This is a genomic window from Thioalkalicoccus limnaeus (assembly GCF_041197575.1).
GTDB classification, from domain to species: Bacteria; Pseudomonadota; Gammaproteobacteria; order Chromatiales; family Chromatiaceae; genus Thioalkalicoccus; species Thioalkalicoccus limnaeus.
This window is the reverse complement of sequence record NZ_JBDKXB010000002.1, coordinates 49,769-75,262: the sequence shown is the minus strand read 5'-3', so window position 1 is coordinate 75,262 and position 25,494 is coordinate 49,769. Positions and strand designations below refer to the sequence as shown.

General features: G+C 63.9%; 22 protein-coding genes, 1 tRNA gene and 1 pseudogene. 18 read left to right on the top strand and 6 right to left on the bottom strand.

What is annotated here, in order from left to right:
• Positions 1 to 9 precede the first annotated feature (9 nt).
• From darG to ABC977_RS01955, 3 genes and pseudogenes are all read left to right on the top strand, one after another.
• Entirely contained in the window at positions 10 to 1,089 is a 1,080-nt protein-coding gene (gene darG / locus ABC977_RS01965; protein ID WP_369665552.1) for a type II toxin-antitoxin system antitoxin DNA ADP-ribosyl glycohydrolase DarG, read from the top strand.
• Positions 1,011 to 1,630: pseudogene (locus ABC977_RS01960) on the top strand (type I restriction endonuclease). Before darG ends, ABC977_RS01960 begins: the two are co-directional and overlap by 79 nt.
• 34 nt (positions 1,631 to 1,664) lie before the next feature.
• Positions 1,665 to 2,540, top strand: a complete 876-nt coding sequence (locus ABC977_RS01955) for a M48 family metallopeptidase (RefSeq protein ID WP_369665551.1) — start codon at positions 1,665 to 1,667, stop codon at positions 2,538 to 2,540.
• A gap of 101 nt (positions 2,541 to 2,641) precedes the next feature.
• Here the strand turns inward: ABC977_RS01955 and lysS are convergent, their stop codons facing one another.
• Complete coding sequence (lysS, locus tag ABC977_RS01950) at positions 2,642 to 4,141, bottom strand: lysine--tRNA ligase (protein WP_369665550.1); 1,500 nt, start codon at positions 4,139 to 4,141, stop codon at positions 2,642 to 2,644.
• Positions 4,142 to 4,176: 35 nt separating this feature from the next.
• Positions 4,177 to 5,275 (bottom strand): peptide chain release factor 2 gene (prfB, locus tag ABC977_RS01945; protein ID WP_369665549.1). Its coding sequence is split into 2 segments (ribosomal slippage): positions 4,177 to 5,199 and positions 5,201 to 5,275, totalling 1,098 coding nucleotides; the frame shifts between segments, so codons are not numbered across the junction.
• A 299-nt stretch (positions 5,276 to 5,574) separates the two neighbouring features.
• Between prfB and ABC977_RS01940 the strand changes: the two genes are divergently transcribed.
• The 6 genes from ABC977_RS01940 (at position 5,575) to ABC977_RS01915 (ending at position 11,042) form a co-directional block, all read left to right on the top strand.
• Positions 5,575 to 6,189: a BMC domain-containing protein gene (locus ABC977_RS01940; protein WP_369665548.1), complete on the top strand. Its 615-nt coding sequence runs from the start codon at positions 5,575 to 5,577 to the stop codon at positions 6,187 to 6,189.
• A 14-nt stretch (positions 6,190 to 6,203) separates the two neighbouring features.
• Positions 6,204 to 6,776, top strand: coding sequence for an NUDIX hydrolase (locus ABC977_RS01935; RefSeq protein ID WP_369665547.1), 573 nt, complete (start codon positions 6,204 to 6,206; stop codon positions 6,774 to 6,776).
• 203 nt (positions 6,777 to 6,979) lie between these two features.
• Positions 6,980 to 8,410 (top strand): phospholipase D-like domain-containing protein, encoded by a 1,431-nt coding sequence (locus ABC977_RS01930; protein WP_369665546.1) that lies wholly within the window; start codon positions 6,980 to 6,982, stop codon positions 8,408 to 8,410.
• Between the two features lie 238 nt (positions 8,411 to 8,648).
• A complete protein-coding gene (locus ABC977_RS01925) occupies positions 8,649 to 9,239 on the top strand; it encodes a Tll0287-like domain-containing protein (protein WP_369665545.1) in 591 nt (196 codons plus the stop codon).
• 37 nt (positions 9,240 to 9,276) lie between these two features.
• Complete coding sequence (locus ABC977_RS01920) at positions 9,277 to 9,792, top strand: hypothetical protein (protein ID WP_369665544.1); 516 nt, start codon at positions 9,277 to 9,279, stop codon at positions 9,790 to 9,792.
• A 47-nt stretch (positions 9,793 to 9,839) separates the two neighbouring features.
• A complete protein-coding gene (locus ABC977_RS01915; RefSeq protein ID WP_369665543.1) occupies positions 9,840 to 11,042 on the top strand; it encodes a protoporphyrinogen/coproporphyrinogen oxidase in 1,203 nt (400 codons plus the stop codon).
• Between the two features lie 109 nt (positions 11,043 to 11,151).
• Here the strand turns inward: ABC977_RS01915 and ABC977_RS01910 are convergent, their stop codons facing one another.
• Entirely contained in the window at positions 11,152 to 11,418 is a 267-nt protein-coding gene (locus ABC977_RS01910) for a hypothetical protein (RefSeq protein WP_369665542.1), read from the bottom strand.
• Between the two features lie 318 nt (positions 11,419 to 11,736).
• Here ABC977_RS01910 and ABC977_RS01905 point away from each other — a divergent pair, with 318 nt between their 5' ends.
• Complete coding sequence (locus tag ABC977_RS01905) at positions 11,737 to 12,381, top strand: ankyrin repeat domain-containing protein (RefSeq protein WP_369665541.1); 645 nt, start codon at positions 11,737 to 11,739, stop codon at positions 12,379 to 12,381.
• Positions 12,382 to 12,436: 55 nt separating this feature from the next.
• Complete coding sequence (locus ABC977_RS01900; protein ID WP_369665540.1) at positions 12,437 to 12,742, top strand: hypothetical protein; 306 nt, start codon at positions 12,437 to 12,439, stop codon at positions 12,740 to 12,742.
• A 174-nt stretch (positions 12,743 to 12,916) separates the two neighbouring features.
• Here the strand turns inward: ABC977_RS01900 and tsaD are convergent, their stop codons facing one another.
• Positions 12,917 to 13,945, bottom strand: coding sequence for a tRNA (adenosine(37)-N6)-threonylcarbamoyltransferase complex transferase subunit TsaD (gene tsaD, locus ABC977_RS01895; RefSeq protein ID WP_369665539.1), 1,029 nt, complete (start codon positions 13,943 to 13,945; stop codon positions 12,917 to 12,919).
• A gap of 167 nt (positions 13,946 to 14,112) precedes the next feature.
• Here tsaD and rpsU point away from each other — a divergent pair, with 167 nt between their 5' ends.
• The 5 genes from rpsU to ABC977_RS01870 all read left to right on the top strand — a co-directional run bounded on the left by rpsU (position 14,113) and on the right by ABC977_RS01870 (position 18,717).
• Positions 14,113 to 14,328 (top strand): 30S ribosomal protein S21, encoded by a 216-nt coding sequence (gene rpsU, locus ABC977_RS01890; RefSeq protein WP_369665538.1) that lies wholly within the window; start codon positions 14,113 to 14,115, stop codon positions 14,326 to 14,328.
• A gap of 43 nt (positions 14,329 to 14,371) precedes the next feature.
• Positions 14,372 to 14,818 carry a GatB/YqeY domain-containing protein gene (locus ABC977_RS01885; RefSeq protein WP_369665537.1) on the top strand — a complete coding sequence of 149 codons (447 nt, stop codon included), beginning with the start codon at positions 14,372 to 14,374 and terminating at the stop codon, positions 14,816 to 14,818.
• Between the two features lie 45 nt (positions 14,819 to 14,863).
• A complete protein-coding gene (dnaG, locus tag ABC977_RS01880; protein ID WP_369665536.1) occupies positions 14,864 to 16,591 on the top strand; it encodes a DNA primase in 1,728 nt (575 codons plus the stop codon).
• Between the two features lie 97 nt (positions 16,592 to 16,688).
• Positions 16,689 to 18,524, top strand: a complete 1,836-nt coding sequence (gene rpoD, locus ABC977_RS01875; protein ID WP_369665535.1) for an RNA polymerase sigma factor RpoD — start codon at positions 16,689 to 16,691, stop codon at positions 18,522 to 18,524.
• Between the two features lie 117 nt (positions 18,525 to 18,641).
• Positions 18,642 to 18,717 (top strand) — tRNA-Ile (locus tag ABC977_RS01870).
• A 22-nt stretch (positions 18,718 to 18,739) separates the two neighbouring features.
• Here ABC977_RS01870 and ABC977_RS01865 read toward each other — a convergent pair.
• Positions 18,740 to 21,172, bottom strand: a complete 2,433-nt coding sequence (locus ABC977_RS01865; RefSeq protein ID WP_369665534.1) for a PAS domain S-box protein — start codon at positions 21,170 to 21,172, stop codon at positions 18,740 to 18,742.
• A 537-nt stretch (positions 21,173 to 21,709) separates the two neighbouring features.
• Positions 21,710 to 22,108: an H-NS histone family protein gene (locus ABC977_RS01860; protein WP_369665533.1), complete on the bottom strand. Its 399-nt coding sequence runs from the start codon at positions 22,106 to 22,108 to the stop codon at positions 21,710 to 21,712.
• Positions 22,109 to 22,419: 311 nt separating this feature from the next.
• On the opposite strand from ABC977_RS01860, the gene ABC977_RS01855 reads away from it, so the two are divergent.
• Together ABC977_RS01855 and birA are read left to right on the top strand one after the other, a co-directional pair.
• Positions 22,420 to 24,246 (top strand): M61 family metallopeptidase, encoded by a 1,827-nt coding sequence (locus ABC977_RS01855; protein WP_369665532.1) that lies wholly within the window; start codon positions 22,420 to 22,422, stop codon positions 24,244 to 24,246.
• The gene (gene birA / locus ABC977_RS01850) at positions 24,246 to 25,265 is read left to right on the top strand and encodes a bifunctional biotin--[acetyl-CoA-carboxylase] ligase/biotin operon repressor BirA (RefSeq protein WP_369665531.1); all 1,020 of its coding nucleotides are present in this window, start codon (positions 24,246 to 24,248) and stop codon (positions 25,263 to 25,265) included. Before ABC977_RS01855 ends, birA begins: the two co-directional genes overlap by 1 nt.
• Positions 25,266 to 25,494 lie beyond the last annotated feature (229 nt).

Here is a 25,494-nt window from a genome sequence, read left to right as displayed (position 1 = left end):
ACAGAAACGATGATCACCGAGACCCGAGGCAATCTGCTGACCGCCGATGTCGAAGCGTTGGTCAACACGGTCAACTGCGTCGGCTCTATGGGCAAGGGCATCGCCCTTCAGTTCAAGCAGGCGTTTCCGGACAATTTCAGGGCCTACGAGAAGGCCTGCCGAGCTGACGAGGTCAAGCCGGGACGCATGTTCGTCTACGCGACGGGTTCTACGGTAAACCCGCGCTACATCATCAACTTTCCCACCAAACGGCATTGGCGCGGCAAGTCACGCGTCGAGGACATCGAAAGCGGCTTGAAGGCGCTCATCGATACCGTTCGTCGTTTGGGCATCCGATCCATTGCCGTACCGCCGCTGGGGAGTGGACTGGGGGGACTCGACTGGAGCCAAGTGCGGCCGAAGATCGAGCAAGCGTTCGCCGAGCTGCCGCAGGTCGAGGTGCTTGTTTTCGAGCCGCTGGGCGCGCCCGCCGCCCGAGCCATGCCGGTACGTACCGCGCGCCCGAAGATGACCGAGTCCCGCGCGCTCTTCATCAAGCTGATGGATCGCTATGCCGCGCTGGATTACCGCCGGACCCTGTTGGAGATTCAAAAACTCGCCTACTTCCTTCAAGAGGCGGGGCAGCCGCTGCGCCTGCGTTACGAAAAGGGCCTGTATGGGCCGTATGCGCACAACCTGAATAAGGTTCTCGAAGTGCTGGAGGGTCACTACACCCGCGGGCTGGGAGATAGTCAGCGACCGGACGCGGAGATCGAGCTGATGCCCCAGGCCGTCGACGAGGCCGATACCTTCCTGGCACGGCATCTGGAGTCCCGCCAACGTCTAGACCGTGTCAGCGAACTGATTGCCGGATTCGAAACGCCTTACGGGATGGAGCTGTTATCCAGTGTGCATTGGGTGGCGACGCATGATCGACCGGCCGCATGCGACGAGGCATGCGCCGCTCAGGCCGTCCAGAACTGGAACACCCGCAAGCGTCGCATGTTCCAAGCGCATCACGTCCAGGTGGCATGGGAGAGGCTGACGCAACAGGGCTGGTTGCAGCAGCCTTCGTGCGCCGACCGTACCGATCGTCGGCCCCCGACATGAGCGCTGTCGGCCAACGCGAGATCCATACGCAGAACACCGTGGTCCGGTTCTTCCGGGAGGCCCTCGGTTACGCCTACCTCGGCCACTGGCGGCACCGCGAGGGCAACGGCAATACCGAGCAGGAACAGCTGAGCGACTGGCTCCAGCGCCAGGGGCACGGCGAGCGGCTCATCAAGCGGGTCCTCTTCGAGCTCGGCAAGACCGCCGCGCTCGGCGGCAGCAAGACCCTCTACGATGCGAACCGCGAGGTCTACGGCCTGTTGCGCTACGGGGTCAAGGTGCGACCAGAGGTCGGCGAGCCGACGGTCACGGTCTGGCTGATCGATTGGGCGCATCCCGGGAACAACGATTTCGCCGTCGCCGAGGAGGTGACCGTCACCACACGAAGCGGCCCGACCTCGTCTTCTACGTGAACGGCATCGCCCTGGGCGTGCTCGAGTTGAAGCGCTCCACGGTGGCCGTGAGCGAGGGCATCCGCCAGAGCCTGGACAGCCAGAAGAAGGCGTTCTCCGCCCCTTCTACACCACCATGCAGCTCCTGATGGCAAGGAACGAGACCGAGGGCTGCGCTACGGCGTGATCGAGACGCCGGAGAAGTACTGGCTGCGCTGGAAGGAGGCCGACGCGTCCGCCGAGAGCCCGACTGAGATCACGGCCGAGATCAGGGCCATGGCCGGGGACAATCCGCTGCTGCGCGAGCTGGGCCAGCTCTGCAGCAAGGCGCGGCTGCTGGAGATCGCCCACCACGAGGTGGGCGGCATCCCTGTCGAGATCGTCCGCAAAGATATCAAGAACCTGCACATGGGCGTCTATCCGCCCGCGGGACGCGTGCGCATCGCCGCCCCCTTGCGTCTCGACGATGACGCCGTGCGCGTGGCCGTCAGCACGCGGCTCGGCTGGATCCGCCGCCGACAACGCGAGTTCGCGGCCCAGGAGCGGCAATCCCAGCGCGAGATGGTGGCCGGCGAGAGCCACTACTTCGAGGGACGCCGCTATCGACTCAGCATCATCGAGCACGAGGGGCCACCGTCCCTACGTATCGCCAACCATTCGACATTGCAGCTGACGGCAAGGCCGGGGCTCGATCGCGAGGGGTGCGACGCCATCCTGCAACGCTGGTACCGTGCACGGTTGCGCGCGCGGATCCCGGAGCTGCTGGAGAAATGGCAGCCGCGCATCGGCGTGCAGGTCGGGGAGGTCCACATCAAGCGGATGAAGACGCGATGGGGAAGCTGCAACGCGGCGGCGCGCCGGATATGGCTCAACCTGGAGCTAGCGAAGAAGCCGGTCGCGTGCGTCGAGTACGTCCTGGTTCACGAGATGATTCACCTGCTGGAGCGGCAGCACAACGATCGGTTTCGGGAACGGCTGGATGCGGCGCTGCCCGGCTGGCGAGCGGCGCGGGCTGAACTGAACCGCGCCCCGCTCGCCCACGAGGACTGGACGTATTAGCCAGCCATAGCCGGCGGTGCGAAATCCGCCGGACGCCGATGGCGCGCCGCCACCCCGAGGATGAACACGGTAGGGTGTGGCGAGATGGCAAACCCCGCTCGTCAATCGCTCGGGCGCATATGCGGGAAGAGCAGCACATCGCGAATCGACGGCGAATCGGTCAACAGCATCGCGAGCCGATCGACGCCGATCCCTTCGCCGGCCGTCGGTGGCAAGCCATGTTCGAGGGCCCGGATGTAGTCCGCGTCGAAGTGCATCGCCTCCAGATCCCCCGCCTCCTTGTCGAGGGCCTGCCGACGAAAACGCTCGGCCTGATCCTCGGGGTCGTTGAGCTCCGAGAAACCGTTGGCGATCTCGCGTCCCGCAATGAAGAGCTCGAAGCGATCGGTGATCGTCGGGTCCTGGTCATTGCAACGGGCGAGCGGTGAGACCTCGGTCGGATAACCGGTGATGAAGGTCGGATCCTGCAACCGGGACTCGACCGTCTTCTCGAAAACCTCGAGCCAGATCTTGCCAGGTCCCCAGCTGGGGTCGACGGCGAGGCCGAGCTGCGCGGCGGCCGCCCGGGCACGGTCCGGGTCGGCCAGGTCCACCGGCCCGAGCTCTGGATTGAAGCGGGCGATCGCCTCCGCCAGGGTCCAGCGCGCGAAGGGTCGACCGAGCTCGCAGGCGTTGCCCTGGTAGTGCAGTTGCGTCGTGCCGAGGAGTTCGCGCGCGAGCCCGCGCAGCATCTCTTCGGTCAGGTCCATCAGGTCCCGATAATCCGCATACGCCTCGTAGAACTCGAGCATCGTGAATTCGGGGTTGTGGCGCGTCGACAGACCCTCGTTGCGGAAGCTGCGATTGATCTCGTAGACCTTCTCGAACCCGCCGACGACCAGCCGCTTCAGGAACAGCTCCGGCGCCACCCGCAGATAGAGCGACCGATCAAGGGCGTTGTGATGGGTAATGAAGGGCCGGGCAACCGCGCCACCCGGGATCACCTGCATCATCGGTGTCTCGACCTCGAGAAAACCGCGGGCATCGAGGAAGGCGCGCAGATACTGGATGATCCGGGTCCGGATGCGGAAGGTCTCGCGCGTCGCCGGATTCGAGATCAGATCCAAGTAGCGCTGGCGATAGCGGCTCTCGACATCGGTCAGGCCGTGGTACTTCTCCGGCAAGGGCCGCAGCGCCTTCGTCAGCAGCCGGATCGACTCGCATTGCACCGAGAGTTCGCCGGTCTTGGTCTTGAACAAGGGCCCCTCGGCGGCCAGGATATCGCCGAGATCGAGGTCCTTCTTGTAGGCCTCATAGGCATCGGCACCCAGCCGGTCGCGCTGGACGAACAGCTGGATGCGCCCGGACATGTCCTGCAGATGCGAGAAGCTGGCCTGGCCCATGATGCGCCGACTCATCAAGCGCCCTGCGACCCTGACGCGGCGCGGCGCCGCGGCCAGCGCCTCGGCGGAGGCGTCCCCGTAATCGCGCAGCAGATCCCCGGCCAGCGCATCGCGCCGGAAGTCGTTCGGGAAGGCCGGCCCGCGGTCGCGCAACTGGCGGAGCTTGTCGCGCCGTTGCGCGATGAGCTTGTTTTCGTCGTGCTGATCGGTCTCGGTCATCGTCCTCTCGGTCATGGTGTGCCGCGCCGGCGCGCTTACAGGCCGCTCTTCAGGCTGGCCTCGATGAAGGGGTCGAGATGGCCATCGAGCACCGACTGGGTATTGCCGATCTCGACACCGGTTCGCAGGTCCTTGATCCTGGATTGGTCGAGCACATAAGAGCGAATCTGGCTACCCCACCCGATGTCGGACTTGGCGTCCTCGGTGGCCTGCTGGGCAGCGCGCCGCTTCTGCATCTCCAGCTCGTAGAGCTTGGCCTTGAGCTGACGCATCGCCTGGTCCTTGTTCTGGTGCTGCGAGCGGCCGCTCTGACACTGGACGACGATCCCGGTCGGATTATGGGTGATACGCACGGCCGATTCGGTCCGGTTTACGTGCTGACCGCCGGCACCGCTCGCGCGGTAGACATCGATGCGCAGGTCCGCCGGGTTGATCTCGACCTCCACCGTGTCGTCGATCTCGGGCGAGACGAAGACCGCGGCGAAGGAGGTATGGCGCCGATTGCCGGAATCGAACGGCGACTTGCGGACCAGCCGATGCACGCCGGTCTCGGTACGCAGCCAGCCGAACGCATGATCACCCTCGAAGCGCACGGTTGCGCTCTTGATACCGGCCACCTCGCCCGGGGACGCCTCCATCAGATCGGTCTTGAAACCGCGCCGCTCGCCCCAGCGCAGGTACATGCGCAGAAGCATCTCGGCCCAATCCTGCGCCTCCGTGCCACCGGAGCCGGCTTGGATATCGAGAAAGGCATTGTTCCCGTCCATCTCGCCGGAAAACATCCGGCGGAACTCGAGCGCCCCGACCTGCCGCTCGAAGCCGTCCAGGTCGTCGCTCAAGGTCGCAATCGTCGTCTCATCATCCTCGTCGAGCGCCAACTCGAGCAGATCCGCCGCATCGGCCACCCCGCGATCGAGCTGATCGAGGCCGATGACCACCTGCTCCAACGCTGAACGCTCGCGACCGAGGGCTTGAGCCCGCTCCGGCTCGTTCCAAACCTCGGGGTCTTCCAGCTCGCGCAAGACCTCGGTCAGCCGCTCCTGCTTTCCGGCGTAGTCAAAGATACCCCCGGAGGGACAACAAGCGCCCTCGAAGGTCGTTGATCTGGCTCTTGATCAGATGGATGTCTCGCATGGCGTCGTCTGCTTGCTTGGGCGTGAACCGGGGCTGGTCGTAACACTGAGCGGGCACCAAGGCCACAGGTCGGAGCGACGAGGCATCGCCGACCGGCGCTTGCGCCCGACCGAGCCGATCATCATATCGCGTCGCACGGGATTCGGCTAATCGCCGAGAACACCCGTGGTCAGCACGGCCCGGCAACGCCGACGACGGACGCGAGAATCGCTTGTACAATCGGCGGAGACCCTTGTCGACCCGCCTGGATCCGTCGGCCGTGCAATGCCGCGGGCCGGGCGCCCACAGCTGGCGGTACCATGATCAAACTCCGAACCTATGTCTTTATGGATTCGCTGCAACCGCAACTGGCGGAATACATGGCGACGGTCTCGCAGGGTTTCCTGCCGATTCCCGGCGACGCCTGCCTGTGGGTCGAGGTCTCGCCGGGCATGGCCGTCCACCGACTGACCGACATGGCTCTCAAGGGTACTCGGGTCCGCCTGGCCCAGCAGGTCGTCGAACGCGCGTTCGGCTCGATGGTGATCCACCAGCGCGACCAGAGCGACGTGCGTTCCGCCGGCCGTTTGCTGCTGGCCAACATGGGCGCGCGCCAGGAAGACCGCCATCCGTGTCGCATCGCCTGGCAGGAGACGATTCGCGGCATGACCCCGGACCATACGGTCCTGATCAATCGCCAGAACCGCCGCGGCTCGATGATCCTACCGGGACAAAGCATGTTCATCCTCGAGACGGAGCCGGCCGGCTATGTCGTCTACGCCGCGAACCAGGCCGAGAAGGCCGCCAACATCACGCTGATCGACGTGCGCGCCGTCGGCGCCTTCGGGCGTTTGACCCTGTCCGGCACCGAGGCCGACGTCGACGAGGCGGCCGCCGCGGCCATCGCGGCCATCGAACAGCCATCCGGGACCTGACCCACCGCACAGCCATGCACCGCCAAGAACTGCTGACCCGGCTAGGTCGCTACCAGACCTGCTATATGGAAGAAGCGGGCCACCTGTCGCGCGCGCGGGCCTTCATCGCCGCGCACGAGGATTGCTTTCACTGCGATCTCTGGCCCGGCCACGTCACGGGCTCGGCCTGGGTCGTCAGCCCCGATCGGCGACGCGTGCTCTTGATGCATCACCGCAAGCACGACCAGTGGTTGCAACCCGGCGGCCACGCCGACGGCGACGCCGATATCCTGCGGGTTGCGCTGCGCGAAACCTCGGAGGAGACCGGGCTGGATCCCTCGCATGTGCGACTCGTCGACGACCGAATCTTCGACGTCGATATCCATACGGTCCCAGCGAGCTCGCGCGGCCCCAAGCACGAACACATCGACATCCGCTTCCTGGTCGAAATGGACGACGACCTGGCGATCCCAGGCAACGACGAGTCACATCAGATCCTGTGGGTACCGCTCGCCGAGGTGTCCCGTTACAACAACAACCGCTCCACATACCGCATGGTTGCCAAGACCCATCGGCTACTCACGGGTACGCGGCGCAACGCGCGATAGCGCCGTCGCGCGGGAACCAAGCGGGCATCCGATCGCCTGATAAGCCCGCGAGCCGCGGCATCGAGATCGAAGACGGGAGCCTCGATACCCGCCTGCACCCGCGTCGCAACGGCGCCAGACCCCGGGATCGCGGCTCGCATCCGCGGTATTCTGCGGTCGTGACCGGGGACGCGCCCCGGATCCGGATATCGATCGAGAGAAAGGTGTCGATCAGCTACGAAACCGTCGTTGCCCTCGTCTTCCACGCGGTGCTGGCACCCGCGACAGCCATCCATGCCTTGTTGTACAAGCGCGACCCGCGCGCGTCGTTCGGCTGGATCGCGGTCTGCGTCCTGTTTCCATTGGCCGGCCCGGCCCTCTATCTGGTGTTCGGCCTCAACCGTGCGCGCGGCCGCGCGCAGCGGGTCGGTCCGCGCGGCCTCAGGGTCGGCTTCGAGCGCGGCGCGGTGATCCTCGACAAGGAACCGCTGCCGGATTGGATCCGCACCGAACACGGTCGCTTGGCGCGTATCGGACAGGCACTGAGTCGACACGCCCTCGCACCGGCCAATCGGGTCGATCCGCTGCGCAACGGCGAGCAGGCTTATCCCGCGATGCTGGAGGCCATTGCCGGGGCCAATGGGCAGATCCTGCTCACGACCTATATCCTCGACAACGACGACACCGGCCGGATGTTCCGCGAGGCGCTTGCCAAGGCTACCCAGCGCGGCGTCGATGTCCGCGTGATCATCGACGGCTTCGGCGATTGGTACTCCCTGCCACGGACCAGCTACATCCTGCGCCGCGACGGCATCCAGGTCGCACGATTCCTGCCGCCGAGGCTGCTTCCGCCCAGCCTTTCGCTGAATATGCGCAATCACCACAAAATCCTGATCATCGACAATCAGATCGCCTTCACCGGCGGCATGAACATCGGCGATCGCCATCTGGTCGACAAACCGGGCAACCGACAGCCGACCGCGGACATCCACTTCCGCGTGACCGGCCCCGTCGTCGCGCAGTTGCATCGCGAGTTTCGGCGGATGTGGCACTTCACGACCGGGACCCACCTGGCGCCTCCCCGTCATAGTCCTGCTCTCGCCGGTACCCTGGCCTGCCGCACCCTGACCGACGGTCCTGATGAAGACCTCGACCGTTTAACCATGCTGCTGGTCGCCGCGATCGCCGAAGCCAAGCGATCGTTGCGGATCATGACGCCCTACTTCCTGCCGCCGCGTGAAATCGTCGGCGCCTTGCAGGCCGCGGCGATCCGCGGGGTCACCGTGCGGATCGTATTGCCCGAGAGGAACAATCTGCCCTTCGTCCACTGGGCGACACGCAACATGCTCTGGGAGGTCCTCCTCCACGGCGCTCAGGTCTTCTATCAGCCACCGCCGTTCAATCACGCAAAACTCTTCGTCGTCGATGACGGCTACGCGCTGATCGGATCGACGAACTGGGATCCACGCAGCCTGCGACTCAATTTCGAGCTGCAGGTCGAGGTCTATGGCGAGGATTTCGCACACCCGCTGATCGAACACATGGACCGGGCCGCGGCCGCCGGGCGGGCGGTCACCCTCGACGAGGTCGACGGCCGGAGCCTTCCGACGCGGCTGCGCGACGCGGTCTGTTGGTTGTTCTCGCCCTATCTCTGAACCCTCGCGGACGAGGAAAGTGCGTCGCCGTCAACGATCGTCAGCGATGCGCGGCAAGATTGGACCGGCCGACGGGGGTGGCGACACGCCAACGGCATCAGTAGACTTGTGTTATCGTGAAAATCGACCGCGCTGCGCGTGACTTGCACGGCGATCGATGGGGAAACAGCCTCTTCGACACGGCACCAACGACCCCGACCGATCCTCCGTCAATCGAACCCCAGAGGGCATAGCAGAGATGAACAACTCCCACCTGTTCACCATCTTGGCCACGCTCGTTCCTCTCGCTCCTTTTGCGGGATCGGTCTACGCCGAGGTCGAGGATCCACGCGTGACCGAGGCGAAGGCGATCGTGCAGGAGTTCGGTACGGCCTTGATGGGTGAATTGACGACCGCCTTGCAAACCGAGGGCCCGATCGCTGCCATCGAGATTTGCCGACACAGGGCGCCGGCCATTGCCGAGGAGCTGTCGGAACGGACCGGCTGGGAGGTTGGACGCACCAGCCTCAAGACGCGAAACCTCGCCACCAACACCCCGGACGCTTGGGAAACGCACGTCTTGGAGCAGTTCGACGCCCGCCGCGCCGCCGGTGAAGACATTCAGCCGATGGCCCATGCCGCGGTCATTGCCGACGAAGACGGAGAACGGTTTCGCTTCATGAAGGCCATCCCAACCGTCGATCTATGCCTGACTTGCCATGGCCAGACACTGGCACCCGAGATCGCGGCGGCCATTGATGCCGCCTACCCGGGGGACCAGGCGCGCGGCTATGAAACCGGCATGGTTCGCGGCGCCTTCAGCCTCTCCAAATCCTTGTCCGGAGAATGAGCGCGGTTCGACCTTCGCCTTCAGGGGAAAGTTAACCATGACCGATTCTCGATTCGACCTAGTGTTCGCCGGACAGCTGGTCGCCGGGGTAGACCCGCTGGTGGCGCGATGGCAGTTGCAGGCCGTGTTCGAACTCTCCGACGAGGCCGTGGCGCGACTCTTCAGCGGCCATCGCATCGTCATCAAGAGAAACGTCGATCCCGATACCGCGTCGCGTTACCAGGAACGGTTTCGCGAGGCCGGCGCCTCGATCGAGCTGATACCGGTCATCGATGCCGATCCGACGGATCCTACGGGAGCGACGGACCAGGCGGCGGCACCCGGCATGAAGGCGGCGGCAACGCGACTGACGCTCGCGCCGCCGGGCTCCCCGCTTCTCGATGACCTGCACAGGCCCTCCCACGGCGGGCCACCGGCCCCGGACACGAGTCACCTGAGCCTGGCGACGGGAACGAACTGGACCCTGGAAGACTCCGCGAGGCATCCGCCCCCAGCCCCGATTCCCGACACCAGTCACCTGACCCTCGAGCCGGTAGTCCCTGAAACCAAGTGAACCCGATTCGACGAACTGGCAACGTCACCAACAACGAGAAGCAACGGATGGATTTTGAGCACATCGTCGTCGGGGCCGGTATCAGCGGCTTGGGCGCCGCACACTTTGCCGCTCGCGCCGGGGTACCGACCCTGGTGCTCGAACGCAGCAACCGAATCGGCGGCTGTATCAATAGCCACCAGTTCGCCAACTGCGGGGATTTCTGGACCGAGGCAGGCAGCCACACCTGCTTCAATAGCTATGGCACCCTGATCTCGATCCTCGAGGACCTCGATCAGCTGGATCGCCTGACACCCAAGGCCGACGGCTCTTATAGGCTTTGGCGACAAGACCAGCTGCGTCCCGTCTTATCCGGCCTCCATCCACTGGAGGCATTGATCTCGCTGCCGCGCCTCGCTCGACGGTCTAAGGCCGACGCCAGTGTGGCCGATTACTATGGGGCCATCCTCGGCCGCCGCAACTACCGCGATCTGCTCGGACCGGCCTTTCAAGCACTGGTCTGTCAACCGGCGGACGACTACCCGGCCGAGCTGCTGTTTCGGCGCAAACCAAGACGCAAGGATATAGCGCGCAAATTCACGTTTCCCCGCGGACTCTCGGAGATCCCGGCGGCCATCGCGCGGCAGCCCGAGATCGAGGTGCGCACCGCGCAGGAGATTCGCGGGATCGTCGGTGATGGCAACGGCTTTCGCATTCAGCTGACGGCCGGTGACGAATTGCGCTGCGACTATCTGACCTTGGCGGTCCCGCCCGACGTGGCGGCACGCCTGCTACCGAAACATCTGACCAACGCCAAGGCCGCGGTCGACGAAATCGCGATGGCCGAGATCGAGACCCTGCTCGTCGCGTTCCGCGTCGCCGATTTAGACTTGCCCGCGATCGCCGGCCTGATCTCGGTCGACGACGCCTTTTACTCGGCGGTGTCGCGGGATTTTCTTCCGGATGAACAGTATCGGGGTTTCGCTTTCCACTTCCGGCCCGGGGCGCTTGACGCCGAGGCCCAGATCGGGGCCGCTTGCCATGCGTTGGGCGCCCGTCCCGCCGATGTCGTCGAAAACGCCCATATCGGCAACCGGCTGCCGGCGCTCCGGAAGGGCCATCACCGCACCGTCGAGCGACTCGATGCCGCTCTGGCCGGAACCCACCTCGCCATCACTGGGAATTGGTTCTATGGCGTCTCGTTGGAGGACGCGTTGACGCGCAGCCGCCAGGAGCATCAGCGCCTGTTCAGCAACCGCTTGAACGGCTAGGCCTCGTCGCCCGATAGCCGACGGTCGCGGAACATGGCACTGCAATCGTGCCCGCAGACCACGCACAAGCCTTGCCAGGCGACGACCGACGACGCCGTCGCGGCCCCCGTCACGGCACAGACGCCCGCAGAACCAGGCGTTCGACATCGGCCAACGTGACTCGCTGGCCGTCGAGGGTCACGAAGGAGCGATCCCGGACATCACCGCGGCGGGCCTGGTAGATCGAGACCTGGCCCGTGTTGGCATTGACGACCTCGACGATGACCCGCTCGCGAGCATGATCCCAACGTTGGATCAGCAGCGCAGCCGTTCCCAGCACCATAAGGCCGACAAAACCATAGGCGAGACCACGGAGCAAACCTGGAGGAATGGACAACCGGCGGGGCACCGGATGAGCCGGTGACACGCGAACACTTGGCGACCGGCGACCCCGAATAACCAAATAGGCTACTAGGATGACGGCGGCTGTCAGCAGGATTTGTCCGAGCATAGGCGTCTAAATTAGCATGTCCGGAATCGGCCGACCACGATCGACGGGGCTGCGCCGGTTGCGACCGGCAAACATGCCATCATACTATGCGCGGATGTTGCCAGAGACGGCCATGACCCATGTGCCCGGCCAGTCGACCAGGGCCTCACCCACTGCCAACCTGCCCTCCGGCGACTGTTATTCGACTCCCTAGCGGTTGTACCCATGTATCCTTTGGGCCTGTTACTATTGTTGCTCCTCACCAGCCTCGGTCTTTCCGGCTGCGGCGAGCCGGCCCGTCCGACGGTGAACCTGGATCGGGCCGTCGACATCGGCGATCTCGATCAGTTACGCCGCCACCTGTACTGGGGCACGGATATCAACCGGCCGAACACGGACGGCAACTACCCGCTGCATGTCGCGGCCAATGCGGGGCGTGTCACGATCGCGCGCGAACTGGTCCGCAGCGGAGCCCATCTCGACGCACGCGACTCATCCGACCGAACACCGCTCGAGACGGCCCTGTACCACGGCCGAACCCGAGTCGCCGAGATGCTGGTGCGGCAGGGCGCGGCGCTCGATCCGCAGGCCATGCTATTCTCGCTGATTCGACAGGGTGTCTCGGGTCGCGACTCTCTAGACTTCCTGACTCGCCGCGGTGCCGATCTGGATGCCTTGGACGAGGATGGGCTCGCCCCCCTGCACCGAGCGATCGAGCAGGGCCGATTGGAACAAGCAACGCGCTTGATCCGCGCCGGAGTCGACATCAACCTGCCGGACCGGGAGGGCCGAACACCACTGGCCATTGCCCAGACCAAGGGTCAGCGTGGGATCATCGCCTTGCTCAAGCAATATGGCGCCCGTTCCTGAAGGATGGGCAGCCTCTGCCCGATCCCGTTAACTGGATGACGACTGAGACCGAACCATGACCGAAAGGGTGGAAGACCTGACCGTTTCCTACATGGACGATGGTATCGAGACCGTCAAAGAGCTGGACAAGGTGGTCCTCTCGAAAGGCAGCTGGACAACGATACTGTTCCGCTATCAGGACTGGGACCGCGCCAAAGCGGTTTATGGACCGGAGAAATACACGATTCGCAGATACCAGAAGCGCGGCGGCGAGTACCGCCAACAGTCCAAATTCAACATTTCGAGCCGCGCTCAGGCCGAGGCCCTGATCAAGGCCCTGGCGGCCTGGCTCGAGCCACCGGGTGATTCACGGAAGGATTGAGCCGCCGGCCCCTTGCTCCCGATCGGTGCGACCCGGACGGGCGGCCGCGATGCGCGATGAAGGCCCGGCCGACCCAATCAGCCTGAAACGCGCGAATCACGCCGAACCGACGAACCAGGGCCGTCGCCTCAGGGGCCAACGGATCGCTGTGCTCCGTACCCCATAGCCGGGACTCTAGGGCAACGGCGGCAGATCGAGCATCGACCAGCGCGCTCTGGGCCGGATCGCCAGGGGCTCCTGTTGACCGGCCATCAACCGCAACCAACCGACATAGGCGACCATGGCGCCGTTATCGGTGCACAAGGCCGGCCGCGGATAGAAGACTTCGCTGCCTTCGTCGGTCATCACCCGCTCCATCCGTTCACGCAGACGCCGATTCGCGCTGACCCCTCCGGCCAGGACCAAACGGCGATGACCGGTCTCGCGAAGCGCCCGGCGACATTTGATCACGAGGGTGTCGACAACCGCCTCTTCGAACGCCCGAGCGATATCGGCACGGGTTCGATCCGGATCCACGGCCCGGGGAAGTTCGTCGCGCAGTTTGTGCAACGTGAAGGTCTTGAGCCCGCTGAAACTGAAGTCGAGCCCAGGGCGGTCGGTCATCGGCCGCGGGAACCGGAAACGGCGCGGGTCGCCTCGCTCGGCGAGCCGCGCGAGATTGGGTCCCCCCGGATAGCGCAAATCGAGCAGCTTGGCCGTCTTATCGAAGGCCTCGCCGGCCGCGTCGTCGACGGACTCGCCGAGCATCCGGTAACGACCGACACCGATCACCTCGACCAATTGGGTGTGACCACCCGAGACCAGCAACGCGACGAACGGGAAGTCCGGTGCCGGGGTTTCGAGCCGCGGCGCGAGCAGGTGACCCTCCATATGATGCACACCGAGCGCCGGGACCCCCCAGGCCCAGGCGAGGCTCCGCCCGACAGCGGCCCCGACCAACAGCGCGCCGATCAGCCCCGGCCCGGCCGTGTAGGCCACCCCATCGATCGAGGCCGACGACAGCCGTGCCTCGTCCAGCACCTGTCGAATCAACGGCAGGATCTTGCGAACGTGATCACGGGACGCCAACTCAGGCACGACGCCACCGTAAGCACTGTGGAGATCGGTCTGACTGTAGACGGCCTGGGCTACCAACCCCCGACCACCCTGATACACCGCAATCCCCGTCTCGTCGCACGAGGTCTCGATACCCAGCACCTTCATCGAAGGACCCGTCGGAAGCTGCAAAATGACACGATGCCACCAACGATGGGCATTGGGCAAGGCGCAGAGCTTGCGTTTCGCTCGACCCCGGTTATACTTTGGAGTCTTTTTTCGCCCGGAGGGTGGCTCCGGGGACCGCGTGCTCAACTCACCCTGAAGGATCATCTATGCCCAGCGTCCGCGTCAAAGAGAACGAACCCTTCGAAGTCGCCATGCGCCGATTCAAGCGCTCCTGCGAAAAGGCCGGCGTGCTCGCCGAGGTCCGGCGCCGCGAGTTCTATGAGAAGCCCACGTCGGAACGCAAGCGCAAGAAGGCCGCGGCGGTCAAGCGGCACCATAAGAAACTCCAACGCGAAGCCCGCCGCTGGGAACGTCCGTACTGACGCAGTCGCCGTCGCTCGACCAATCCGACCCGAACTGATCGCCATGATCAAAGAACGCATCCAGTCCGACATGAAGGCCGCGATGAAAGCCGGCGATAAGCGTCGCCTCGGCGTCATTCGGCTGATCCTCGCTGCGGTCAAACAACGCGAGGTCGATGAGCGGATCCTGCTCGACGACGCTCAAACGCTGGCTGTGCTAGACAAGATGGTCAAGCAACGGCGCGACGCGATCGCCCAGTTCGAGCAGGCCAAGCGCCAAGATTTGGCCGACGCCGAGCGTTACGAGGTCACGATCTGCCAGGAGTATCTGCCCGAGCCCCTCGGCGACGAGGCCCTCGCCAGCCTGATCGGGGAGGTCATTGCCGCGGTCGGCGCTTCGTCGGTCAAGGACATGGGGCGGGTCATGGCCGAGCTGCGCCCGAAGGTTCAAGGGCGCGCCGATCTGGGCGTCGTCAGCGGGCTGGTCAAACAACGGCTTGGCGAGAGTTAGACCGACGGCAGCGCCCAGGCAGTCCGATTCTGCTAGCTTTATCGCATGGCCGGCAGAATTCCTCAGTCCTTCATCGACGACCTGGTCGCGCGAACCGACATCGTCGAGCTGATCAAGCGCCGCGTGCCGGCGCTGCGCAAGGCCGGAAGGGACTACCAGGCCTGCTGCCCGTTCCACGACGAGCGGACCCCATCGTTCACCGTCAGTCCCGACAAACAGTTCTATCACTGCTTCGGATGCGGCGCCCACGGCACTGCGATCAGCTTCTTGATGGAATACGAGCGGCTGGGTTTCCGCGACGCCGTCGAGGAACTGGCGCAGATGGCCGGCCTGGAGGTCCCCGGCGACGGGCGGGCCGGCGACCATGGACCAGATCCGTCTCCGCTCCTCGCGATCCTCGCCGAGGCGGCCAGCCTGTACCGTCGCCAGCTCAGCGACCATCCGACGGCCGGCCGCGCCCGGGACTACCTGTCCCAACGCGGCCTCACCGAGGAGGTGCTCACCCGCTTCGACATCGGCTATGCGCCTCCCGGATGGAGCTTCCTGCTCGACCGTCTCGGCCAGCGCCAAACAGACCGTGACGGCCTGCACGCGGCAGGGCTCGTGGTTGACCAGGACGGCCGACGTTATGACCGCTTTCGCGACCGCATCATGTTCCCGATCCGCGATCAACGCGGTCGGGTGATCGGCTTCGGCGGCCGAGCGATCGGCGATGAAAAACCCAAGTATCTGAACTCACCGGAAACGCCCGTCTTTCACAAGGGGCGCGAGCTCTATGGGCTGTACGAGGCCAGCCAGGCACGCGACGAATTCCCGCTACTGGTCGTCGAAGGCTACCTGGATGCCATCGCGCTGGCCCAGTTTGGGCTCCCGCGCGTCGTCGCCACGCTCGGCACGGCCACGACACCGGACCATCTGCGCCGCCTGCTGCGAAATACGTCGGAACTCGTCTTCTGTTTCGATGGCGACCGCGCCGGCCGGGAAGCCGCCTGGAAGGCCCTGCAAACCGCACTCCCTCACGCCGGGGGCCAGCAACCGATCCGCTTCCTGTTTCTCCCAGATGGCGAGGATCCCGACACGCTGATCCGAGGCATTGGGCGCGATGCCTTCGAACAACGGCTCGCCGGGTCCCAGCTGCTTTCGGATTTCTTGTTCCAGCACCTGACGAGCCAGGTGGATCTCGGCACCCGCGAAGGCCGAGCGCGGCTCGACTCGCTCGCCAAGCCACTGATCGAACGCATCCCGAATGGCACGTTCAAGCAACTCCTCAGCGAAGAACTGGCGAACCGCGTCGGCCTGCGCTCGGTTCGAACCGCGCCAGCCGCACCGCGTCGGCAACGGATCCGCCCGACCAAAACGCCGACGCTGACCCCGACCCGCCTAGCCATCGCCCTGATCTTGCACCAGCCAGACCTGGCAGACGAAGCGCGACGAATGCCCGACGACTGGCGCACGCTGGAAAACCCTGGCACGGCACTACTCGCCAGGTTACTTGAAACCCTTGATCGATACCCACATTCCACGATGGCGTCACTCGCGGAGCGCTGGAGGGACACCGAAGACGGCCAGTATCTCGGCCGCCTTTGCGATCCGACCCTGATCGAACACATCCCCAGCGACGGATTCGCCGCCGAACTACGCGGGGCAATCCAACTTCTGAATCGGCAGGCGCGGGAGCTCGAGACGCAACGACTCTTTGACCGGGGACGACCGTCGCAATGGAGCGAGGCCGACAAGGAACGCATTCGCCGGGGCTTGCTCGCGCGGGACTAGCCCGGGCACCCACACCGCGCACCGATCCGACGATCAGCATATGCTATAATAATGAGTTTCCCCCATCATCCGTGCCCCTAGCTTCTCAAGGTATCCCATGGATCAAGAACAGCAGCAGTCTCAACTGAAGCAGCTCATTGCCAAGGGCAAGGAACAGGGGTTCCTGACCTACACCGAGGTCAACGACCACCTCCCCCCCGGCATTGTCGAGCCTGAACAGATCGAAGACATCGTTCGGATGATCAACGACATGGGGATCATGGTCCACGAGACGGCCCCGGATACGATCGACCAGACCTTGAGCGACAACGCGGTATCCGACGATGATGCGGCGGAGGCGGCGGCCGCGGCGCTCGCGAGCGTCGACAGCGAGTTCGGGCGGACGACCGATCCAGTTCGGATGTATATGCGCGAGATGGGGACCGTCGAGCTCCTGACCCGCGAAGGCGAACTGAAGATCGCCAAGCGGATCGAGGACGGATTGAATCAGGTGCTCTCGTCGCTGTCGGTGTACCCACGCGCGGTCGAGAAGCTCATCGAGATCTTCGACCGCGTCGAACGTGAAGAGGCCCGCCTGACGGACGTGATCTCCGGTTTCCACGAGGACGGCGAGGCCTCGACGGCCCCCCCGATTCCATTAGAGGAGCAGCCGTCGGCCAACATCGACGACGACAATGAAGACGATGACGATGACAACGCGAATGCCGTAGCCGACACGGGCCCCGATCCGGTCGAGGTAGCGCGTCGCGTCCAATTGCTGCGCGAGCGCTTCGTCGTTCTCAAACAACATCTCGAGGAGCATGGCCGGGACGACCCCCGTTCCCGCGCGGCAATGGGCCAGGTCTCCGAGGTCTTTCTTCAGTTCAAGCTGGTCGCGAGCGTCTTTCAGGAACTCGCGGAACTGTTGCGCCAAACGATCGAGCGCATCCGCCAGCAGGAGAAGGTCGTCATGGCGGCCTGTGTCGAAGGCGCCGGCATGCCGCGCAAAGTCTTCGTCGAATCCTTTCCGGAAAACGAGACCAACCCGGCGTGGCTCGAGGAGCAGCTTGCCAGCGGCGAACCCTACGCAGCGAAACTCGCCGACTGGGCCGCCGAGATTCGGCGCGCGCAGCGCAAGCTGCAGGAACTCGAGCGCGAGAACGTGTTGACCATCAGCGAGATCAAGGAGATCAATCGCAAGATGTCGATCGGCGAGGCCAAGGCCCGCCGCGCGAAGAAGGAAATGGTCGAAGCCAACCTGCGGCTGGTCATTTCGATTGCAAAGAAGTATACCAACCGGGGGCTTCAATTCCTCGATCTGATCCAGGAAGGCAATATCGGCCTGATGAAGGCCGTCGACAAGTTCGAATACCGCCGCGGCTACAAGTTCTCGACCTATGCGACCTGGTGGATTCGGCAGGCGATCACGCGTTCGATCGCTGACCAGGCGCGCACGATCAGGATCCCGGTGCACATGATCGAAACGATCAACAAGCTGAATCGGATCTCCCGACAAATGATCCAGGAGATGGGCCGCGAGGCGACGCCCGAAGAACTCGCGACCCGCATGGAAATGCCGGAAGAAAAGGTCCGCAAGGTGCTCAAGATCGCCAAGGAACCGATCTCGATGGAAACGCCGATCGGCGATGATGAGGACTCGCACCTTGGCGACTTCATCGAAGATTCGGGCGTCGTCTCGCCGATCGAATCGGCGACGATGGAAGGCCTGCGCGAGGCCACTCAGAATATGCTCGCGAGCCTGACGTCTCGTGAAGCCAAGGTCTTGCGCATGCGGTTCGGCATCGACATGAACACCGACCATACGCTCGAGGAGGTCGGCAAGCAGTTCGACGTCACCCGGGAACGGATCCGCCAGATCGAGGCCAAGGCGCTGCGCAAGCTCCGCCACCCGACAAGGTCCGAGAAGCTCAGGAGCTTTCTCGACAACGATTGAGCGCAGCGGACGCCTTGATTGCTCGACCCGGCTTGCGTTAGTTGGCACCGCCCGAGATGCCACCGACCAGCCGGACCGAGATCCGGACGGGAGAGTTGGCAACGCGATTGCGATATAGGGCCGTTAGCTCAGCGGTTAGAGCAGGGGACTCATAATCCCTTGGTCCGGGGTTCGAATCCCTGACGGCCCACCATCATCGGCGCCCGCGCGAGGGGCTAGCGAGAAGCCGGTCGATGCTCTCCGAAGAAACGAAAGGTGTTGCGCCCCTCGTTCTTCGCGCCATACATCGCTGAATCGGCGCACCGCAAGAGCACGCTCGCGTCTGATCCATCATCGGGGTATCGCGCAATACCCAAGCTCGTCCCGATCGAGGTCACGTGACCGGCGATGTCGAACGGCCGACGAAGGACCTCGACCAACTTGCCGGCCAACCGCGCGACCTCCTCATCCGTACTGACTCGCTCGAGGATCACCGCGAATTCGTCGCCACCCAGGCGCGCCACGGTATCGTCTTTCCGCAAGGCTCCGGTCAAGCGCTCCGCGACCTGCCGCAGCAACTCGTCACCGGCCAGGTGGCCCTGGGAATCGTTGACCTCCTTGAAATGATCCAGATCGAGAAAGAACAGGATCACGCGTTGCCGATCGCGACGGGCCCGCTCCAGTGCATGGATCAGGCGAGCATCGAACAACAGCCGATTCGGCAAACCAGTGAGTAGGTCGTGGTGCGCCAGGCGCTCCAGTTCCTGCTGGGACCGTTTTATTGCCGTGATATCGGACAAGACGCCAACATAATTGCGCAAGACACCCATTCGGTCACGAACGGCGGTGATCGTCAGACGCGCCGGATAAAGGCTGCCGTCCTTACGGCGGTTCCATACCTCGCCCTGCCAACGCCCTTGCTGCTCGATGCTCGCCCACATCGCCGCGAAGAAGGCGGCATCATGACGACCGGAGCGCAACAGACTCGGTGTCTGGCCTTGCACCTCCTGGGTACCGTAACCAGTGATCTCGCTAAAGGCTCGGTTGACGGACAGGATCCGCGTCCGCGGGTCGGTGATCAGGATGCCATCGGCAGAGTTCTCGAACGCGGCGTCCGACTGCCGCCGCTTCTGCTCGATCGCCTGCCGCTCGCTGAGATCGCGGGCTAGGGCCAGAACGAACTCGCCGTCCTGGTGGGTGACGAAACTCGCATTCACCTCGACTGGCATCAGGCTTCCATCGGCGCGTTGGTACAGGGATTCGATGATCTCCGATCCTGTGTCGCGCAACTGTTCCCAGATCTCGAGCCAACGTTCCGGCAGCAGATAGGGGTCGATGTCCGAAACGACCATCTTCAGCAGGACGTCCCGATCGTAGCCGAGCGCACGGCAGGCCCCCAAGTTGACATAATGGAGCCTGCCTTCGGCGTCGACGAGAAAGGCGCAATCGGTTACGTGATCGAGTGCATACTGGAATAGATTCAGGTGCTCCCGCAGGTCCCTCTGGTCGGTGATATCCATCGCCAGCCCGGCGATCCGGAGCGGCCCGCCATCGCTCGGCAACGGCACCTTGGTGACGAGATAGCGACGCCGGCCGCGAGGACCGGACCATTCCCGCTCGAAGGTGAGCGCGCACCGCGCCGTCATTACCTGCCGGTCTTCATCGCGCAACGCTCCTGCCAGATCCGCCGGCAGATAGGTCTCCGGGGGACGCTCCAGCACCTCTCCGCGAGCCTTGCCGAGCTGCTCCAGATACCAGGCATTGGCATAAATCAGACGACTTTCAGCGTCCTTGATGAAGGCACCACCGGGCACCTGATCGAGAAATGACCGGAAACCCTCTTCACTGTCGCGCAGCGCGCTCTGAGCCATCTTCAGGTTGTGGATGTCGGTGATGAAGCCATCGAGAACCGGCGGGGCGACATCGACCGGTGATACCGACCGACCACGCTCCCACACCCACCGCACCGCCCCATCCGTGCGGACGATCCGGTATGTGATCTCGAATGGGCTCCGATCCTGACAGGCCGCACGAACCTGATCCAAGACCGCCGCCCGGTCGTCGGGATGGATCAGCTCGACAAAACCAAAACCACGCCCCTCGCCAGCCAATAGCTGCTCGGCCGTGGCACCGGTCAAGGCCTCGGCGCCATCGCTGGCGTAGATCAGACTGAAACGCGCATCTCCCAGACAACGGTAAGCCATGCCCGGCAGGTTGGCGGTCAAGGTCGCGAGTTTCCGCTCCGCCGCGCAAGCATCGAGGGCGAGATCGAGGAGCGAATCGAGGACCTGCGGATCCACGGGCTCACGCAGGATCGTGATCGGCCCTGCACTGCTCGATAGGCTGGGCGGCGGGGCCTTTGGCCCAAGGATCAACACCTGGCGCAGTGTCGGCGCGAGGCGGTGGAGGCGATCGCTAGCGGTCAGCGCGGCGGTGGCCTTCGCGTCAAGAATGATGGCCAACGAAAAGGGCTCCGAAGCCTGCTCGGCAGAGCGCAAGGCACTCTCCATCTGCTCCAGCGAACCGACCAGGACCGGTTCCCACACGCCATTCGGTCGCGGCGCCGACACGGCCGACCCACACGACGACCAGAGGAATGGGCCGACGTCGGCCGAGTCCAAGTCGCGCAACTCCAGGACGAGAAGACGAAATCGGGACTCGTTGCCCATGCAGCGGATGCCTCGCACCATCGGGAACCCTAGCGTAGCACCGCGCCGGGGCGATGCGCGGCGCCGAAGTCGAGAGGCGCCCCTGACGACACGCGCCGCCCGCAAAAGAGAACGGCGCAGGGAAGTGCGGGACGATTCAGCACTTCGCGTGCAGGGTAGGCGCCTCACCGTGTTCCTTTGTGTTCCGTCGCGACAAGCGACGGAACACAAAGGAAGCCAGAAACCGCGCCGTCGACTTCCGTGCTGATCTTTGGCCAGGACGCCCAATCGATCAGCGTCTCCTCGAAACTGCAGCCAACGCGCGCAACCCGCTTTTCGGCGCAAGGCCCAACTGCACGTCAAGAAATGGTCTTCGTTCGGCTTCGCCGACAAGCCATAACGTTAACAGGATTGCCAATAGAATCCCAGCGGAGGATCAGCGAGAGACCCGCCGCCATGACGAGACATCCCTCGCCTATCCTGGAGGCGTTCAACCATCCGCGCCAAGCACGGGCCATCGACCCGGCCCGTGGATCCGAATCCTGAAATCCGTAACGCCTAACGCTCGACCGCGGTCAAGTAATTGGCCTTGAATTCATCGCGGTGGTCCTTGATCGCCGGATCGTAGCCTTGGTCCTGCATCTTCTGTTTCATCCACCGTGGAATGACACCGCGCACATAGACGTTTTTCGGCTCTTCGGGGTCGACATACTGCGTATAAGGACGCCCGACGGCCTTCACCGGCCGCTCAGCGGTCTTGACCGAGCCACGGCGGCGGCGCGCCGTCAACAAAGGCGCGATTTCGTTGACGTTATAACCACGGTTCGCAATGATATCCTTCACCTCCTGCGCAACCTCGAGTTTACCCTCCTGCCGCCGCTTCTCCAGCGCACGCTCCAGGTCCGCCTGGCTCTGCTGAAGCTTCTGCAGCTGCCGCTGTATCTCGTCGACAGTCATGTTTTTGTATTCCACGCCATTCACCTCTGACTTTGCGAATCCAGTTCAATTATTATAGGTCACTGCGACCATCGAATCCCATCCAACTCGATGGCGGCATGATCTATTAGATGCAATGACGATGTCAAGCGAACAGCACACCCAGGCAAAGCAGGCATGCTTCTATTGCGACTCACGACAGGGGCCAGGAGTCCGATCCGTGAATGAACGAAACGGCATGCTTGGTCGAGGTATCTCACGGCTATTCTCCGCGGACCGCCGATGATCGCACGCGGCCTGCCAAACTTACGATTACGCGACGCCCAAAAACGATGAAACCCGACTACCCATTGACCTATCGCGTGCAGCTGACCGCCCCCGCGACCCATTTATTCGACGTCGAGCTATCGGTATCGCGACCGCCCGGCAGCCAGGTGATTCTCTCGCTTCCCGCCTGGATCCCCGGAAGTTACCTGATTCGCGACTTCGCCCGTCACATCGTGACTCTAACCGCCGAAGACGAGCTCGGCGAACGACGCTGCGACAAAGTCGACAAGCAAACGTGGCGCCTGAACGACGTCCGCGGAGATCTAACGATCCGCTATCGGGTTTTCGCATGGGATCTATCGGTGCGCGCTGCTCACATGGACACCACGCATGCGTACTTCAATGGCACCTGCCTCTTCCTTCGCGTCCTTGGCATGGATCAGATGCCATGCCGTGTCGAACTGATCAAACCTGCGGGCGCGGATTACGCGAATTGGCGCGTCGCCACCAGTTTGCGGCGCCTGACGGCCCCGCCCTTCGGGTTCGGGGACTATTATGCCCTTGACTACGCCGACCTGATCGATCATCCGGTGGAAATGGGGCACTTTGAACTGGCCGGCTTTCGCGTCAGGGACATACCCCACTGGATCGCGATCACAGGCCGCCATGATGCTCACCTGGAACGCCTCGGACAGGACCTCGCGCGCGTCGGCGAGCAGCAGGCCGACCTTTTCGGGGAGCTGCCATTGGACCGTTACCTGTTCCTTGTCACCGTGCTCGACGAGGGTTATGGAGGCCTCGAGCACGGCTATTCGTCGAGCTTGATCTGTTCACGCCACGATCTGCCGCACGCGCGACTAGATAGGCCGGACGACGGCTATCGCCGTTTCCTCGGGCTGTGCAGCCACGAATACTTTCATCTTTGGCACATCAAGCGGATTCGCCCACAGGCACTGATCGATGCCAGCTTGACCGAAGAAACACCGACCCGAACACTGTGGGCATTCGAGGGCATCACAGCCTATTACGACGATCTGATCCTGGTGCGCGCAGGACTGATCGATGAATCGGCCTACCTGGACCAACTCGCGCAGACCATTACCCAGCTGGTGCGCTGGCCGGGTAGACGGGTGCAAACCCTTGCGGCATCGAGCTTCGATGCCTGGATCAAGCTCTACAAACCGGACGAAAACACGCCCAACGCCGTCGTGAGCTATTATACGAAGGGCGCGGTGGTTGCCTTGCTGCTGGATCTCATGATTCGCCGGGTCACCCAGGATTCCCGCAGTCTCGACGATGTGATGCGCGCGCTGTGGGAACGCCACGGCCGTACGGGTCTCGGTGTCGCCGAGCGCGGGATAGAGGCTTTGGCCAGCGAAATTGCCGGTGCCGATTTGCGCGACTTCTTCGATCAGGCTCTCGACAGCACCTCCGAACTGGACATCGCCGATGCGATCGCACACGTCGGTTTGGCGATGCGCCTGCGCCCGATGCGCGGGCCAAAGGATCTTGGCGGTTTCGTCGCACGCTGGGATGATCTGCCCGCCTCGGTCGGGCTTGGCGTCGGATTGCGGCCGACCTCGGTTGAACCGGTGATTCAGCACGTCTTGACCGGCACTGCCGCAGAGCGCGCAGGCCTCGCACCCGGCGACACGCTCATCGCTGTCGATGGGATCCGGGTCACTCGCGACAATCTCGACGCGGTGCTGCAGCGTCTCACGGTCGGCGCCAAGGTGCGGATCCACGCCTTTCGCCGCGACGAACTGATGGCTTGCGACCTTGTTTTGGAGCCCGCGCCGGCCGACACCTGCGAACTGTGCCTCATCGACGAGACCTCGCCCGAGAGGACGCAACGCCGAGCGGCGTGGCTGCATGCACCGGGATCCTGCTGATGGACCGTTCGATGCAAACCCCGCTGGCGATTCTGGGCCAGCTTTCCGATGGGGCCATTCACTCCGGTACGGCGATCGCGCGGGACCTTGGGCTCAGCCGCACATCGATCTGGAAGGCACTGGATCGCCTACGGGACGACTTGGGTGTCGAGGTCGTAGCCGTGCGCGGAAGCGGTTACCGGCTGCCCGCACCCATCGAAATGTTCGATCAGGAGCGGATCGAGGCCGCGTTGAGCGTTCAGGCGCGGCGCTTGATCAGTGGTATCGAGCTGCACGCGACCATCGATTCGACCAACAGCAGCCTGATCAAACGGATCAATGAAGACCTGGGTTCCGGTTTCGTCGTCATCGCGGAACACCAAAGTGGCGGCCGGGGACGTCACGGTCGATCCTGGGTTTCGCCGTTCGGCGGCGGGATCCTGCTGTCGGTGTTCTGGCGCTATGCCCGCGGGCCGTTCCAGTTGGCTGGTCTGAGCATCGCCGCTGGCGCGGCCGTCGCCACGACGCTGCGCGAATGGATCGGAGAGGAACTCGCGCTCAAATGGCCGAATGATATCCTGTGGCGGCGACGAAAACTCGCCGGCCTCCTGATCGATGTGGTCGGCGAAGCATCGGGGCCAAGCCATGTCGTCGTGGGACTCGGCGTGAACCTGCGACTGAGCCAGGAGATGTCCGCAGCGATCGACCAGCCATGGGTCGACCTCGCGAGTATAATGGGACATGGCTTACCGGGTCGCAACCAGCTTGCCGCGGCGCTGATCGGAACCTTGGTCGAGGCGCTCGACCGATTCGATCGTGATGGCCTCGAAGCCTTCCTCGCCGCATGGGAATGCCTGGATCGGTACCGCGGTCAACCAATCATGATCCGGATCGGTGATCGGGCGATCAACGGGATTCACGCAGGCATCGACGAGAAGGGGGCATTACGGGTCTTGACCAAGGACGGTGCCCGGCTGTTCCAGGCCGGTGAGGTGACTCTGCGGGCTCCGGAATTTGGCGACGAGAAGGGGGACTGGTAGTTAGGCCCGATCTTTGTCCGCAGCCCATGGCTTTTCGGTGTTTGCCCATCACGCGCACCTCGACGGCTGCCGCGCTTCACCATCACGAACGCCGCGCCGAAGGAGCATGGAGATGAATCGGCCGCGATGCACGGAATAGAACGAATGGGCGACTGGCGACTGGCGGCACTCGGCGCGACAAACCATTGATTGTCTAGATAATCCTCACAAGCATTGGCGCGACCATCGG